The following is a 15,432-nucleotide window of genomic DNA, read 5'->3' on the forward strand; positions in this document are numbered from 1 at the left end:
TGTGCTTTATTTTTGTATTCACTTTCAAAAGATAAATAGAGATCTTTCCACTACTATCTAAATGGAAAGACCTCTATTTTTTCACATAGGGGCTACTTTTGGGTCAGCCCCACTATTTATAGACTATTCTTCAATTGAATGATTTTATCCTCTATTTCTTTGATTACTGCTATGAAATCTTCGTCAGATTTTCCTGTCGGATCCATGAGTCCCCAGTCATCATCAAACGGTCTGCCGATAAAAGGACATCCAACATCGCATCCCATTGAAATGGCAATATCAGGATCAGGTATTTCATCAATAAGCTTGCTATGATGACCCTTTGCATTCATATCTATTCCATATAGTTCTTTTACAATTCTGACTGCATGCTGGTTAATTTGATCCTTTAATTCTGTTCCAGCTGAATAGCACTCTAGATAATCACCGTACAAATGATTCCCTATAGCCTCTGCCATCTGACTTCTGCATGAGTTATGAACACAAATAAATGCCACCTTCTTTTTCATGACTTAAACCATCCTTTCGTGTTGTTTGCTACTTTCACAAGTGCAAGCATAACAGGGACTTCTGTCAGCACTCCTACTGTTGTTGCAAGGGCTGCCGGACTGGTGGTTCCAAACAGTGCAATTGCTACCGCAACAGCAAGTTCAAAGAAGTTTGATGCACCTATCATTCCTGCCGGAGCTGCTATATCATGTGACATTCCAAATATCTTTGAAGCTATATAAGCAACGAAGAATATAAATACAGTCTGAATTGTAAGAGGTACTGCTATCAGCACTATGTGTAATGGGTTTGATAAGATGACCTCCGTTTGGGATGCAAATATCAAAACCAAAGTAAGGAGCAAACCAACTGTGGTTGCGTTATCAAACTTATGAACAAAAGTGTTTTCAAAATACTCTATTCCTTTATTTTTAACTACAACTATTCTTGTTAATACACCCCCAACAAGTGGAATCACCACAAACAGAATCACACTGAAAAACAATGTTCCGTAGGGTACTGATACATTTGATACTCCAAGTAAAAACTTTACAATTGGCACAAATGCAATCAGTATGATTAAGTCGTTTGTTGCCACCTGTACCACAGTATATGCAGGATTTCCTTTTGTAAGAGTACTCCATACAAATACCATTGCTGTACATGGCGCTGCTCCAAGAAGCACTGCTCCTGCAAGATACTGAGTAGCAAGTTCTGGTGCAATAAAACCTTTAAATACTGTAAACAAGAACAACGATGCAATTCCATACATGGTAAATGGCTTGATAAGCCAATTCGTAATCCATGTAATGAAAAGCCCTTTAGGATTCCTTCCCACTTGTTTAATACTCTGAAAATCCACTTTAAGCATCATAGGATAAATCATAATCCAGATAAGTATTGCAATTGGAATCGAAATCCCAGATATTTCAAGATTACCAAGTGCGTTTGGTATGGCCGGTAATAACTTACCAATGATTACTCCGACTACCATACATATAAATACCCAGATTGTCAGATACTTTTGGAAAAAATTAATTCCTTCATTCTTTTTCTCTGCCATTAAAATCCCAGCTTTCCAAGCAGCTTAATTACTTCAGTGCTCTTTAATACTTTACCCATTGATACAACATTCTCATTGACTACAATTGCAGGCATACTCATAACACCATAAGACATTACCTTTTCCATATCCGTGATATATTCTACTTCTACAGAAAGACCAAGCTCCTCTACTGCTTTCTTTGCATATTCAAACTGTTCACGACAACTTTTACAGCCTACGCCTAAAACCTTAATGCTTGTCACTGTATTTCCGCCACAGCAATTTTCTGTTTGAGTATTACTTCCTCCACAGCAACATGAACTTTCTGCCTCATACTCATAAGTAGGTAGATCTCCATTGCAAGCGCACATTGGCTTTTCATTAACTTCTTTTTTCTTTCCAAATAAGCTCATACTTTTAATCTCCTTTACACTAATAAATATTGAATTGCGTTAAATAAGTATCCAACAACAATAATTCCGATTGTACAGATACCTATAAATACACCGAGTAGTTTTGGTTTTATAGCCTTTTTTAACATAATAATGGATGGAAGAGATAATGTGGTTACTCCCATCATGAATGACAACACAACACCCAACCTTGCACCTTTAGCAAGCAGCGCTTCTGCAATAGGAATGCATCCAAAGATATCTGCATACATCGGAACCCCTGCAATTGTGGCAATAATAACGCCAAATGGATTACCAGTCCCAAGGAATTTCACTATAAGATCTTCCGGTATCCAGTTATGAATAAACGCTCCAATTCCAACACCAACAAGGATATATGGAAAAACCTTTTTTAATGTTTCGACAACTTGTTCCCACGCATATTTAATTCTGTCTTTTACTGTTAGTTCTTCCTGTGGAATATCTATTTGTTTTGCTTTTCTTATAAACTCTTCTACCTGATTTTCAAGGTGTAGCTTTTCAATAAGTGTGCCTCCAGCAACTGCAATCACTAAACCAAGCACCACATAAATCACTGCTACTTTTGCTCCAAAGATACTCATCAATAAGACTAATGACCCAAGGTCAACCATTGGAGAAGAAATCAAGAAACTGAATGTAACACCTAATGGTAATCCGGCACTCGTAAATCCAATGAATAGAGGGATGGATGAACAAGAGCAAAACGGTGTAACGGTTCCTAATAATGCAGCTATGATGTTTGCACCGATTCCATGAAATCTTCCAAGTATCTTCTTAGTTCTTTCTGGCGGAAAGAAGCTCTGGATGTAACTGATGATAAAAATCAGTACACAAAGCAAAAAAACAATTTTTATCACATCATAGATGAAAAACTGAACACTCCCACCAATCTTCCCAGATGTATCAAAGCCAAAAGAGTTTAAGAACTGTCCAATCAATGTACTAAGCCACTTCATTCCTAGAACTTGATCTTGAATAAACATCCAAAACTTACTTAAGAATTGCATATCTGACCTCCTTATAGTTTTATGGATTTACATATATCAATGTATTATTTTAAGAGAAAGGCAATCTTAAATGATTGCCTAATATGTATTATTCACACTTATCGCAGCTGCATCCACCATCTGAATCAGTGGTTTCAAGATAATGAGAAAACATATCCTTAAAACGTTTTTTCCCTTCCTCTGAAATTGAGTAGTGCATCCATCGTCCATCTTTTCTAGAATCGACAAGCCCGCAGTCGCACAGCAATTTCATATGATGAGAAAGAGTCGATTGGGTAATGGATAACTCTTCAAGTATAACGCAAGCGCATTTTTCTCCATGATGTAGACATTCCAAAATACGAAGTCTATTTTCATCAGCAAGTGCTTTAATCATTCTCACGTCTTCTTTATAACTCATAGTTTCCACTCCTTCCTGTAAATCTACACTAATTCTATCAGATACATTCATACTTGTAAATATATCAAACTAATTATTGATGTAAATTTTCTATGGAGGTAGTTTAATATCTCTTGATTTAATTGGTCTTCTTGATTCATAAATAATTCGGTACGCACCGACCCCCTCATTTCGCAACATGTTAATAACTGTCCCAAAAACGCTCAAGCAAACAATAATAGTGTACATCTTTTCGGTCATCCACAAAGGGCAATTTTTCAGAAGGCTCTAGTTTAAAACCGTTTTTACGTAAAAATTCAAGCCTCGTTTTATCATCCTTTAAAGTACCCATCCAAACCTTTTTCGCATCTAATCGATAAAAGGCATAACTCAGCATTTTCTCAAAGATTTCTTCAGTGTAACTTCGAGCAATCTCTTCATTTTCAAAATAATAATGTAGACGGTATTCTTTATTTTTCGTTTTCATCAAGGGTTCAAAATGCACAAAACCAATCGTATTGAGAACATCGGACGTAAACTCGCGATTTTTTATATAGTGAGTGATTTTATTTTCATCAAAAACTAAAGGTACTTCAACAAACGGGAATTGGCGCATATCGTCATCTTTTGGAGAATTGAACTGTCTATCTCTCACACGAATCGCAAATATATTTTGGTCAAGCAGTTTGGTTTGAATCAAATTTAATGCTTCCCACTGATTGCTTGGGCATTGAAATGGCACTGCTTTTTGGAAGTATTCACTCTTGGATAGTCGCAATAAATCTTCAATATCGCCTTCGTGCCACAGACTGGCTTCTAATTCATGTAGCGAAGTGTGCACATAGATCCCTCGTGAGCCAGAAATTCCTCTTCTTTGCTTGATGGCTTGTTTCACAATGGCTAATTCTTGATTGATTTCCTCTTCTAGACTTTCATCGATGCCGGCTGTTTGTTGCCCTAACTCGAAATATATTTGCTCAGCCTTGTGCAACAATCTAATATTATCCAAAAATCTTTCCTCAGCCTCTGCCACCATCCGCTTATACTGAGAAAGGCGAATCATCGCACGCACCTTTGCTTCACTATCCTCTATTTGCTTTTGGACTTCTTGATAAAGTTTATTAGCCAAAAATAAATCTTGTTTTACCCCTTCACCACGCCAATAGAGTTCAGCTAATTGATATTTTGCCTCAGAATCACCTAGCATACTAGCCTTCAACAAAAATGGATAAGCCTTTTTTAAGCGATGTTGTCGATAGTATAGGATACCTAAACGCGCCATCGCATTTGATAGTCCTTCTTTTGCTGCAACGGTGTAGTACTTAATGGCTTTTTTCTCATTCATATGTCGAAATCTTGGCAAATAGAATAAATCCCCGAGAAAATCCGCCGCTAACGGATCTGAAAGCAAATAGAGTTGATCACGAAATGCTTTTTCCATGAATATAAATATTTCTTTAGGACAATACTGATTTTCATCCGCCCAGTACAAACGGCACGCTACCTCATACGGATTGGGATAATATAAGGTGTCATTGTCGTGATCTAGTGCGTTTTGTAATATCTGATAGGTTTTGGGATAATCCTTTTCATTCACAAAGCAACGAAACAACCACTGATAGGCCAATTCATTATCCATCCGTTCTCGATATTTTAGCTTAGGCATTCGATTGATTTCTTCTGCAGTCATATCTTCAATGTACATTACGTTTACCTGACTTCCGTTTTTTCTTTATTTTATCAAGTTTATAGCGGTTACACAATGTAAAATATCCTTGTTTTTTAGGTGGAGATGGTTTATTTATATTTCTTTGCATATTCACGTAAATATTTGAATGGAAACGGCAGCACGGTTAATGAACCTAAACGCACAAAATCCACATCCATTAAAGGTAAGAGTTCATCGAAAAAGACTGGAGCATCACCTATTGCTTGTACTTCACGAATAATCACACCTTTGTCCATCTTCTGCTTAGGATTTTTACTTTTTTCCCCTACACAGTATTGGGCCCGCTTCTCATCAATCTGCCAATAATGAATATCTAAGCTGCCTCTATATATTTCTGATTTGATTTGCTGATTTCTAAAATAAGGAAACAGGTGCTTTTGATAATTCATCACAAAATAATCATTCACTTTCTGTTTCAATGTTTTGTGGTGTAATTTTTGGATAAAATATTGTTGGCTAATTTCCGGTGTATTAAGATTCCGTAAATAGTCCTCTACACTCAATATTTCTGTTATCAGTGCCTCAGTTTTTGCTGTTTTTTTCACCTTGGTTAGAATCTCAAGCAAGTCATTAATCGGATATTTGGGGTTTGATTCAATCTCTTTATAAATTTTGCGTATTTTCGGAAATGCTTGTAACGAATATTGATCCGTCTTCTTTATCACATTAATTTGATCATACTGATTTATAATTAAGCCCTCAACATCATTTGGACTTAAAATTTCAGCATATTGATGATACTCCTGATAAACAAGCAAATCATAAGTAAATTCAGACATTTCAAACGACCCATTTGGCCAAATTTTCATTACAAAATACTTTTCACTGTTCTTAGATTCCTTGATAAAAAATATCCAGGGATTAGCATACGCAAGCTGTTGCCAATTAAATAATGAAAGCCTTTGATTTTCGATATCTTTTTTAATTAACAATTCCTTTACTATATTTTTTAATATCACTTCTTTACTTTCATCAAAATCTTCTACCGTCAAGTGCTGGATTAAGTATGAAGGATTATGAACATATGAATCGTCTTGGAAACGAGCCGCATAATATTTTTTCTGATGAATATAGACTATGTTCATTCCTTTTTTATTTAGATGCTTCACTTTTTTGCATTTAATTCCATATTTGGAGAGCAACTCATTCTTTATGGATTCTATCCGAAGTTCAGATTGCTCATCATTTACTAAATTAATCAAGTATATAGGAACACTCAAATCCTCAAGATGGTTTTCTACCTGAAAGCAGTGCGTCTGAACAGGATATTGATAGTCTGACTCAACCTCAATCAAATCAAATTGCACATAATCTTGAAAATTGAAGGTTAGGTTCTCAAATACTTCTGCGATAATCCCCAGCTTAGAAGCATTAAAATTTTCAAAACTACTAATATCAATAAATGGAATTGAGGGTTTTTCCCTATTGATACTCTTTTTTACAAAGCAATCTGAAAAATCACCTTTTCGTTTTCTTTTCAATGTACCGTTTGATAATAATTCAAATTTGGTCATTATCATTAAGTCTTTTTCTGATAGTTTCATCAAATGTTTGTTTTTCACAGAATTAAATCGTCGAGCTACAAAAGATAATACACCATTTTCCGTTACAGACACTTCTACTGCATCAAATTGATTGACTTCTTTTTGATATTTTTTTACAACTAATTTATGGTTAGTTATATATAATTTACCAGTTACATTGTTATACTTTAATGATTTTGTATGATAATTACTTAGCGCATTTAAAAAAAGTTGAAATAAACGATGCTTTTCAACCAGTACATCACAAGATACACAGACCGCTCGAAAATCCTGCGCATCGTATCCACTTTCGATATTATTTAAATCATATTTTGACAGACTATTTTTTTGACACATGATATAAAAAGTCGTTTCGTCTTCAAATACAATTGATTCAATCTTATCCGTTCCAAATTCACTTCGATCCACGACATCAAGAGAATTAGAATCGCAAATAATTTGAAAAAAATCAAAATCTCGGTCAATTTTCTTTAAATCATAATGAATCTTCAGCTTATTTGTTAATATTTTCATCTTATTTAAGCACCTCCGAAATCGACCATTTTAAATTTTTTATCATATCGTAGTCTAAATTATTTTGTAAATACAGATATGGAATTTCAACGATATTGCCTTGGCATGAAATACTACGAGAATAAGTTTGATCAGCAAAAATATTGATAATAATAGCACGTTTTCCATTTACTGAAAGCAGTTTTTCTTGAATTTTTGATACATAATCAACGGCAACTTGTTTATTCGATTCTTTCCAATATTTAAAATCAATATAAACCTGATGTTGAATATGGCAGTCAAATTTTTCGTAGTGTTCAGCGGGTAATTCTTCAATGGGAAACTCTAAATAATTTTTCAGCATCCATTTACCAATCACTTCACCAAGCGCGCCTTTGTAAATATTTTGGAACGCAACTGGCGAAAGGATATAATCATTGTTTTTAAAATCCAAAGCGTATTGATGTTTCTCAAAGTATGTAGCAAGTTCTAAGTTTTTCTGAATCCTATTTAATTTGACTTCTTGTGACGATACTTGACTCTTTCCTTTACCATCAAATACAATTTTTAATGTTTTAAAATCATTTTCTTGCGTAAACCAATAATGATTCATCGGCCTAGGCAGTTTGATATATAGCGATTGAAAGTTTCCTTGTAACTGACTATATTGTTTTTCAGAAAGAGTTGGATATTTTAATACTTGTTGTCTCATCTGCTGCCATATTTCTATATGCTTTACTTCCCAATTTTCCTTTGTATAAAGAAACTTATGAAGACTATCATTCAAACGAAGGCTAAAAGATTCTGCTTGATTTTGCAAATATTCATTTTTAGATTTTTTTAGTTTATTTGGATTTCGATTCGCATTAAGTATCACTTGAAACTCTGGATTATTCAATTTCTGACTAAAATCGGAGAAGTCAAATTTTTGAAAAATCTCATCATCTACAAACAACTTTATAACCTGATTTTTATTACTGGTTCGGCAAATTCGCCCAACAGCTTGTTGTAATATCGAAATGACTTGATTATTCATCGACCTTAATTCATTGTTTTCTAAATAAATTTTGCCGTTCCCAAAATACTCAGAAATATATTTTTGTGCTTGACGATGAGATATTTCCCCGGTCATCGCTAAATATTCCATTTGAAAAATACCACGATATATTGATTCTGTAGAAATAGTTTCTTCTAACTTACGTACAATAATATTCCTTGGACAATCAAGATACATACAGTCGAAATCTTTGTTGTCACTTACACGTTTATTTACTTGAATAACCTTTTTATTTTTAGGAATTTCATACTGCAAATTTTGTCCAATGCCAATCGTTTTGTAAGAAGAAAAGACAACGATTTTTTCCCCAGCTGCTAATTTCTTAATTAATTCTTGCTTATTTTGGTTAAAGTTTTGACTATCTATCGAGACAAAAAGTTCTTCAATTTTGATATCTTTGAAGTACCCATAATCGTTAAATAATTGTATTACCTTCTTAAACATAGAAATCTGTATTTCTTTTGAGTCGTTGATTAATTGGTTCGATAAGACTAGCATCGATTGTAGTTTCTTATCCTGTAAAAACAATATAATTGCTTCCAACATTTTGATAAACCGATCCACTTGATATTGTTTTAGTGGATATTTGTTTTCTTTTGCAAAATCTTGTGCAATTTTTTCATCAAGATATTTTTTTAACATGTTTTCTAATGACTGTTTCTCAATGGGAATGCACTCAATTTGTACTTGATTATATCCGAAAGTAAGTTGGTTAAATTTTTCATCTAAATAAGCTTGTTGTTTATCAGTTAAAATATAAAACTTTTCCTGTAGGTACAAACGTAAATATTCTAAATCATAATTGCCTAATACACTTGGAACAGTTGCAGTTGCAGAAATACCATATACTAAATTTTTAGATGCTAATTCATAAAGATAATATTCCGGAAAATAAGGCACTTGAAAAAACACTATATTGGTATTCAATGCATTGTCATCACCGTCAAGTAAAGAAAATAGTTTGAAGCCTTTTCCATAAAGGTTTTTAACATCCAAATTTTGATTATTGAAAAATTTTTGGTTTTTTCCTTCTGTTTGAATTTCTAATATTCGTGTATATAAATAATCATAACATCCTTCACTCAGTTTCATCACTTTCAAAATGGAGCTTAAGCAGTTGCTGTATGTTAATCCACGCTTGAGACTTGATTCGGAATTCTTGTAGACATTAACAATATGCGTCATACCATTAATAAAATAATTGATTGCGCCCATTAATTTTCCAAAAGCATTTTTTAAATAAATATACTGACTATCTTTTTTGTTGGTAATCCAGTTAACTTTTGCTTTATTATCTATAAAATAAAACAATTCTTTTTCTTTCACTTGAAGATATTGACCATCATTAAATAAAAAAGAACGATATTGATGACCATCCAATGATTGAACTGTCTTATAGCTATACTTACCATAATCCTGATAAATATTTTCAAATATCCGTCTGAATTCAGTAATCATCTCGCTCCCTTTTCCATCCAATGTAACCGTTTGAAACTCTTCATTAACTAAAAAATGGTGAATATTTGTAAACAATTCAATTAAGTTTACCTCATTTTGTGCACACTTCTTGATAATCTGGTTCATCAGGCTATCTTTGGTTGCATCAAACTCATCCATAAAGATAATCGCATTTTCCCATTCTTTCTTATTAATAAATTGATAGTTCGGTTCAATCAGAGTAGCATTTCCCAGAAAATACTTATCAATTGAAAGAAAAAATATTTTACGCTTTCTTGTAAAAACACACGGATATAGCTTTCCCACCCATTCCCAACTCGGATCATTTTCTAGTATCTCCAATTTAGTTTTTACACTACCTAATTCATCAAGCTTTTGGATGATAAGTTTACGAAATTCGAATTCAAAGCTTCTAATTTGTTGATCAACAGTCCTATTATCTGTGGTAGCTACTTTAATTGTATCTAGTAATTCTAAAAAGTTAGATAAATTTTTATACGCTGCCTGTTGTTTAATATCATTTGGGATCTTGTCCTGTAAATTCATAAACTCTTTCTTGACCATATCATTCATCGACTCTAATTGAATAACATACTTATCAAACTTCTTAGATAAACCTCTTTTTTCTGCCCTATGTCTAAATTCTAATACGGGTAAATTCTTCTTTAAGTTAGTAATAAAAAACACTGGGCGACTCGTGTCATCCATCTTTTCAAGTAAATTCAGCATTACTTCTAGCACATCATACGTTTTTCCCATGCCGGTGGGGATATCCAATAATAAAAGCCCCGATTTTTCCTCCAAATAATCTTGAATAATTTTCTTCATTTAATCACGTCCTATCTTTTTTTCATATTGACAAACAAATTTATAATAAAGTGGTAGAAAAAACAAAAAAAGTCAGAAAAACTCCTGACTTTCATCGCTTTATTTCTTTATTTTTTTCACTAAACCGACTACACCTAAAACTTTGGGTGCAAGATCGATTGCTTGTTCACCAATATTTTTGGCTTGTATCCCAGCGTTTTTAATTTGGGCTTTACGTTGGTCCTTTTTACTTTGACAACTATGGCAAAATTCACCCTCAGCATCAGTTAGCGGATGATTGCATTTTTTCGTCTTACATACTTCAACCAATTTTTGACCACACTTTGGACAATAATTATCACTCATTGAAAATTTGCGAAAAGTATCATATGAAGTACATAACGAATTTGGACAACCTTTGACACGAGACATAGTAATCACCTCATTGAATTATTTACTTCATTTTATCAAGAAAACCCTTTCAATTCAATACAATCATTTCACTTGGTATGTTATAATTATGCTGTAATTTGTTAAAGAAGGTGATGGAATGTCAGATGCACTCCCTGTCATTAGAGACACCATTGATCAATACATGCATAAACAAGAATTTGCGCGTGCTTTACATATGTTAAAAAAGCAAATTGTGCTTCATCCTGATGATTTTTCGTTAAAATATCGATACTTACAAATCAGCACCATTTATCTGCAAAATTTTCTCAATCATCCTGAAGTTGTACTCCAAATCATGACCAGTTTACCCTATTATGCTGCATTAAAACGAGAAGATTTTGACCATCCAGAACTTAAGGATAACATCAATAAAATTTGTCACTTGCTGCTACTGGTTGATGCTGAGGATAAGCGTGAATTTTTGAAGCAATTATTTAAACCTTTTTCAAAGTGGATGAATAACGATGCTTTTTTACAAGTGAAAGATGTAGAGGAAGTCAGAAAATTTGCAGCTATTCGGCGTTTATTGAAAAATTTACTTTTGCGCACAACGATTGATGAGTCAGGAAAGTGGATGTACACACTAGGTTTAGACTGGTTGACAGAAAGTGATATCAAACGAAACGGAGCACAAAAACTCCCTCTTGCGCATCATTGTCTAAAAAAATACATTGGCTATATAAATCATGAGTATTATCGTTTAACCGAACTTGAAGATACCCAAACATTAAAAAGAATTGGCGAAGAATGTATTTCACTAACTGAACGGGTGCAGTCGTTTTATGATATCAATCCTATCACCCAATACGCGTCTCAATTGATAAATGTTCGCTATAATCTTATTCGCATGATTCCGGAACATTTTTCTAAAGAGGCGTTTGAACAATTGAATTGGGAGGTCATCGTGCAAACCAAAGAAGAGTTGCGGCCCGTGATAGAAAAACGAGGAAATTTGAACGCCTATGCCGCTAGTCGTCGATTGTTACGTTGTCTTGAAAATGTTGAAAAATATGATTTAGTGCTAGGGGCGCTTTGTTATGGAGTAATGGAAAATACAGATAGCTTCCGTCCGCTTGGATTTAAACCCTTACTGCGATTTGTCAGATGTTGTTTGGCAAGCCAACAGGAATCTTTGGCAAAAAGTGAAATGTCATATACGCTTGAAAATAAAGACTTGACGAGTGAACCTGAAGAAATCCAACAACAAATTCACGAGATTTTAAATGCTGAATGGTATCAAAACACAACAATCATCGATACGAATCAAATGAAGCTAGATAAGATGAACTCTTTTCTTGCTTTTATCAATCAAAAATAATAATAAGGGAAAGCAAAGTGCAGAGATGCTTTCCCTTATGTTTTATCTTACAAGCGTAATTTATTAAAAGTTATTTATTCTCTACCTGCCATTTGCCATCGATTTTTTGATGGAAATTTTCGGATAGGTTTGGATTTTCAAAGATTGGAATCATCGTATCAAAACCATGTGCCAATGTTTGCTTTTCTAATTCATCACGATCTAGCCAGTAAACCTCGCCTTCATTTGAAGATTGGATTTCCCCAGAAAAATCATCACTTCGATACAAAAAGACCAAATATCGCGTTTGTTTATCGGCCATATAGAATTGCTTCACACCACAAAGCGTGACACTATGCAAGGTCAATCCAGTTTCTTCTTTGATTTCGCGGATAACTGAATCAACCAAACTTTCCGCTTCCTCAACATGACCACCAGGAAACACGATGCCTGGCCAATTCGGATTCAAACGATTTTGCACCAAGACTTGATTGCCTTTTTGAATCATACACATATTTGTTAATGTACATTTTTCAACTCTACTCATGAATCGGTTCACCTGCCATTTCTCTTTCAATTAATTCATTCGCTATAGTAAAAGCTTGGATGCGGCGTTTGGCCAAAGTGATTTGCGATTGATAGCGTTTGGGATTTTCCTTTTGTTCAAAGGTTTTGACTACTTCTGCTAATTTATGTAAGGTCGAATCAATTTGACGTTTTGCTTCTTTTAATTCATCCATTGAATAATCCATGTTACTCCTCCTCAATCCAAAAACTGTGAAAACCATAGTTAAAAATTTTCGCCTGTTTAGGCACTTGACGGATGGCATGATACACATTGACAAAATCACCAACGGCACTAGCAGTCATCGTAAAGCTCATTAACGCCCAACATACCGATACTTCGACGCTGAGAAATGGAGCGACGACATACCAAATCAGAAATGGAAGGATGCCTAAAACAAGTGCCGGCGCCAGTGACATCAAGATAAAGCGTAACTTACCGACCTTTTCCTCACAATAAACAAACATCGCACCCTGGTCAAGATAATTCCAAATTTCTTTTCTCGCCTGAATTGGAAAACATAATGCGTGAATGACTTCGTGAATGATCATCAACGGGTACATCAGAAAAAAATACACTATCCCTGCCGTCAGCCAATGAAAATTCAAAATCCACTGGTAATCTATGGAAGAAATCCGGTAAATCCCTGCCGCAAACATAACAATAAATAACGGAAGGCCAATGAGTAACCCTTGCAGAAAGATTTTATTCAGATTGTCACTTTCCTTAAATTGCGTGGCTTGATAAGGATAGGGCTGATTTTTGATTAATTGCGATTCATCTTTATACTTTCCCATATAATGTATTTGAAACATGACCTCACCTCGTAATCTAATCATACTATGAAGTCCGTCATTTTACTAGCCATAGAAAAACAAAAAAGCTGCCCTAAAGACAACTTTTTGCATGAATTATGAAACCTTTAGATAAGGCTGAATCGTTTGGGCTATTTTTTTATCAGATTGACGATTGATTTGTTCCGCTTTTAATTGTTCGGCAAGTGAGGGACATTCTTCAGGCATCCCACAAATATCGGCTCCAATTAAACGTTGATGACTGAGGACCTGACGAAGACTTTGCTGCAAGGTAGATATATCTAGCTGTCCTTGATTCCAATTCGTCACTGCATCCTTTTTTGTTAAAATATCCTTATCCACGGACAAATACATAGGTAAATCTGATTGATAATCGGCAAGTTTATCCATTGCTTTGTGACTTATAAAATCTTCTTCGGTAATGGCTTTTAGTTTTTGGCTATGAAAGTCTACTTGTTGAAAAGCTTTTTGACTTGGACCAGCTACAATGACTTGATGGAGCTGCGGATTTTCCTCAATACAGTTTCTAACCCAATCGCCACAAGTTAACATCTCGCCAAAGACCGCATCTTTCATATCGGTATGATGATCAAATAAGACCAAATCAAACGGCTCATGGATCTGGTCGCACATTAATTTCGTAATATAGTGATAATCGCCAGAATCCAAGAAATGTACGCCAGAAATGCCATGATGTGCAATCAATTGGTTTAATCTTTCCTGCGCTTCATCCGAACAAATCAATCGACTACCTATAACTTGACTACAATTGAAATGAGTAAAATTTGGATAATCCTCATAGTCTCCATTAAAATCCAATATATAATTTTCACTCATTGTATCGCCTTCTTATATAAGATTACATCTATTATATCACTTTGAAAAAATCCGACAAGCTTACTCATTTTGTTTGCGAACTGCTTTAGCGAGTGCAGCAATCTCTGCAGGTCTTGTACGACAACAGCCCCCAACAATTTGTGCACCTAAATGAATCCAATGTAATGATTGCTCAACTAAAGAACCTTCCCCTTCATGACTGTGGTGCCAAGTTTGAGTCGCGCCATCATAGGTTTCACCAGAGTTTGGATAAGTAACCAGAGGCTTAGATGATAAAATGCGGGTTTCTTGTAATAAGTCATCATATAGTTGTGGTTGCGTACAATTAAATCCGACTGCCAGAATTTGCGGACAAGCTTCCACCAAAGCAATCACGTCTTTTAATGCTGTGCCATCTGATATCTTACCTACTTCTTGCGCGGTGAAACTCATGTACGCTTCTACTTGCGGAAATTCTTCGCTTAGTAATTCTGTTAACGCTTGGACTTCTAACCTATTCGGAATTGTTTCTAAAGCCAACATATCCACTTCTTGTTCTAAAAAGAGTTGGATGCGCGGACGATGGAAATCCTTCAATTCTTGTAAGGTCACTTTTCCATATTTACCGTTATACTCTGAACCATCGGCTAAGTAAGCGGCATAAGGTCCCACATCTCCTGAAATTAATGGATAAATGGTTTGGGTCTTTTGTTCATCTGACAAATTTTGCCAATAATTATCGCGAGCTTGATGCGCTAATTGAACTGTTAAGCGAATAATATCAGCCGCTTGTTCTGGATTTAGTCCTGCTGCTTCGAGTCCAGGAATCGTCGCTTGATAGGTTGAAGTGGTTAGGATATTGCTGCCATTATTAAGGTAAATTTCGTGTAATTCTTGAATCACTTCTGGCTTTTCTAACAGATATTTAGCCGACCAAAGTTTTCCTGAGACATCATAGCCCATCGCTTCTAACTCAGTGCCAAGCGGTCCGTGTAAAACCAATATTTGCTTTTGTGCTAATAATTCCTTTAATCGTCCCATCTCA

Annotated in this window: 15 protein-coding genes; 1 reads left to right on the top strand and 14 read right to left on the bottom strand. The window is 34.7% G+C overall.

The window, feature by feature from the left end; translation table 11 throughout:
* Positions 1-116: 116 nt before the first annotated feature.
* From ACTQZM_RS06200 to ACTQZM_RS06240, 9 genes are all read right to left on the bottom strand, one after another.
* A complete protein-coding gene (locus tag ACTQZM_RS06200) occupies positions 117-509 on the bottom strand; it encodes an arsenate reductase ArsC (RefSeq protein WP_441653221.1) in 393 nt (130 codons plus the stop codon).
* Entirely contained in the window at positions 506-1,552 is a 1,047-nt protein-coding gene (gene arsB / locus ACTQZM_RS06205; RefSeq protein ID WP_441653222.1) for an ACR3 family arsenite efflux transporter, read from the bottom strand. Before arsB ends, ACTQZM_RS06200 begins: the two co-directional genes overlap by 4 nt.
* Entirely contained in the window at positions 1,552-1,947 is a 396-nt protein-coding gene (locus ACTQZM_RS06210; RefSeq protein ID WP_441653223.1) for a thioredoxin family protein, read from the bottom strand. The genes arsB and ACTQZM_RS06210 overlap by 1 nt, the downstream gene beginning before the upstream one ends.
* Before the next feature lie 14 nt (positions 1,948-1,961).
* Positions 1,962-2,975, bottom strand: a complete 1,014-nt coding sequence (locus ACTQZM_RS06215) for a permease (RefSeq protein ID WP_441653224.1) — start codon at positions 2,973-2,975, stop codon at positions 1,962-1,964.
* A gap of 88 nt (positions 2,976-3,063) precedes the next feature.
* On the bottom strand, positions 3,064-3,375 hold the full coding sequence (locus tag ACTQZM_RS06220) for an ArsR/SmtB family transcription factor (RefSeq protein WP_040344333.1): 312 nt from the start codon (positions 3,373-3,375) through the stop codon (positions 3,064-3,066).
* A 181-nt stretch (positions 3,376-3,556) separates the two neighbouring features.
* Positions 3,557-5,059 (bottom strand): tetratricopeptide repeat protein, encoded by a 1,503-nt coding sequence (locus ACTQZM_RS06225; RefSeq protein WP_441653225.1) that lies wholly within the window; start codon positions 5,057-5,059, stop codon positions 3,557-3,559.
* Positions 5,060-5,151: 92 nt separating this feature from the next.
* Positions 5,152-7,140 (bottom strand): hypothetical protein, encoded by a 1,989-nt coding sequence (locus ACTQZM_RS06230; protein ID WP_441653226.1) that lies wholly within the window; start codon positions 7,138-7,140, stop codon positions 5,152-5,154.
* 1 nt (position 7,141) lies between these two features.
* Complete coding sequence (locus ACTQZM_RS06235; protein ID WP_441653227.1) at positions 7,142-10,462, bottom strand: hypothetical protein; 3,321 nt, start codon at positions 10,460-10,462, stop codon at positions 7,142-7,144.
* Positions 10,463-10,561: 99 nt separating this feature from the next.
* Positions 10,562-10,873, bottom strand: a complete 312-nt coding sequence (locus ACTQZM_RS06240; protein ID WP_441653228.1) for a hypothetical protein — start codon at positions 10,871-10,873, stop codon at positions 10,562-10,564.
* A 118-nt stretch (positions 10,874-10,991) separates the two neighbouring features.
* Here ACTQZM_RS06240 and ACTQZM_RS06245 point away from each other — a divergent pair, with 118 nt between their 5' ends.
* Positions 10,992-12,212, top strand: a complete 1,221-nt coding sequence (locus ACTQZM_RS06245; RefSeq protein ID WP_441653229.1) for a hypothetical protein — start codon at positions 10,992-10,994, stop codon at positions 12,210-12,212.
* A gap of 70 nt (positions 12,213-12,282) precedes the next feature.
* Here the strand turns inward: ACTQZM_RS06245 and ACTQZM_RS06250 are convergent, their stop codons facing one another.
* The 5 genes from ACTQZM_RS06250 to mmuM form a co-directional block, all read right to left on the bottom strand.
* Positions 12,283-12,738 (bottom strand): 8-oxo-dGTP diphosphatase, encoded by a 456-nt coding sequence (locus tag ACTQZM_RS06250; RefSeq protein ID WP_087213783.1) that lies wholly within the window; start codon positions 12,736-12,738, stop codon positions 12,283-12,285.
* Positions 12,731-12,943: a hypothetical protein gene (locus ACTQZM_RS06255; protein ID WP_441653230.1), complete on the bottom strand. Its 213-nt coding sequence runs from the start codon at positions 12,941-12,943 to the stop codon at positions 12,731-12,733. The genes ACTQZM_RS06250 and ACTQZM_RS06255 overlap by 8 nt, the downstream gene beginning before the upstream one ends.
* Position 12,944: 1 nt before the next feature.
* Positions 12,945-13,571 carry a DUF3267 domain-containing protein gene (locus tag ACTQZM_RS06260; RefSeq protein ID WP_441653231.1) on the bottom strand — a complete coding sequence of 209 codons (627 nt, stop codon included), beginning with the start codon at positions 13,569-13,571 and terminating at the stop codon, positions 12,945-12,947.
* Between the two features lie 96 nt (positions 13,572-13,667).
* A complete protein-coding gene (locus ACTQZM_RS06265; protein ID WP_441653232.1) occupies positions 13,668-14,408 on the bottom strand; it encodes an arginase family protein in 741 nt (246 codons plus the stop codon).
* Between the two features lie 60 nt (positions 14,409-14,468).
* Entirely contained in the window at positions 14,469-15,428 is a 960-nt protein-coding gene (mmuM, locus tag ACTQZM_RS06270) for a homocysteine S-methyltransferase (protein ID WP_441653233.1), read from the bottom strand.
* Positions 15,429-15,432: the final 4 nt, after the last annotated feature.

The organism is Enterococcus cecorum, from assembly GCF_052119425.1.
GTDB lineage: Bacteria > Bacillota > Bacilli > Lactobacillales > Enterococcaceae > Enterococcus_E > Enterococcus_E cecorum_C.

Bases quoted from the DNA above. Each gene is read 5' to 3' on its own strand.
- ACTQZM_RS06200 (WP_441653221.1), bottom strand. From the start codon at position 509: ATGAAAAAGAAGGTGGCATTTATTTGTGTTCATAACTCATGCAGAAGT.
- arsB (WP_441653222.1), bottom strand. From the start codon at position 1,552: ATGGCAGAGAAAAAGAATGAAGGAATTAATTTTTTCCAAAAGTATCTG.
- ACTQZM_RS06210 (WP_441653223.1), bottom strand. From the start codon at position 1,947: ATGAGCTTATTTGGAAAGAAAAAAGAAGTTAATGAAAAGCCAATGTGC.
- ACTQZM_RS06215 (WP_441653224.1), bottom strand. From the start codon at position 2,975: ATGCAATTCTTAAGTAAGTTTTGGATGTTTATTCAAGATCAAGTTCTA.
- ACTQZM_RS06220 (WP_040344333.1), bottom strand. From the start codon at position 3,375: ATGAGTTATAAAGAAGACGTGAGAATGATTAAAGCACTTGCTGATGAA.
- ACTQZM_RS06225 (WP_441653225.1), bottom strand. From the start codon at position 5,059: ATGTACATTGAAGATATGACTGCAGAAGAAATCAATCGAATGCCTAAG.
- ACTQZM_RS06230 (WP_441653226.1), bottom strand. From the start codon at position 7,140: ATGAAAATATTAACAAATAAGCTGAAGATTCATTATGATTTAAAGAAA.
- ACTQZM_RS06235 (WP_441653227.1), bottom strand. From the start codon at position 10,462: ATGAAGAAAATTATTCAAGATTATTTGGAGGAAAAATCGGGGCTTTTA.
- ACTQZM_RS06240 (WP_441653228.1), bottom strand. From the start codon at position 10,873: ATGTCTCGTGTCAAAGGTTGTCCAAATTCGTTATGTACTTCATATGAT.
- ACTQZM_RS06245 (WP_441653229.1), top strand. From the start codon at position 10,992: ATGTCAGATGCACTCCCTGTCATTAGAGACACCATTGATCAATACATG.
- ACTQZM_RS06250 (WP_087213783.1), bottom strand. From the start codon at position 12,738: ATGAGTAGAGTTGAAAAATGTACATTAACAAATATGTGTATGATTCAA.
- ACTQZM_RS06255 (WP_441653230.1), bottom strand. From the start codon at position 12,943: ATGGATTATTCAATGGATGAATTAAAAGAAGCAAAACGTCAAATTGAT.
- ACTQZM_RS06260 (WP_441653231.1), bottom strand. From the start codon at position 13,571: ATGTTTCAAATACATTATATGGGAAAGTATAAAGATGAATCGCAATTA.
- ACTQZM_RS06265 (WP_441653232.1), bottom strand. From the start codon at position 14,408: ATGAGTGAAAATTATATATTGGATTTTAATGGAGACTATGAGGATTAT.
- mmuM (WP_441653233.1), bottom strand. From the start codon at position 15,428: ATGGGACGATTAAAGGAATTATTAGCACAAAAGCAAATATTGGTTTTA.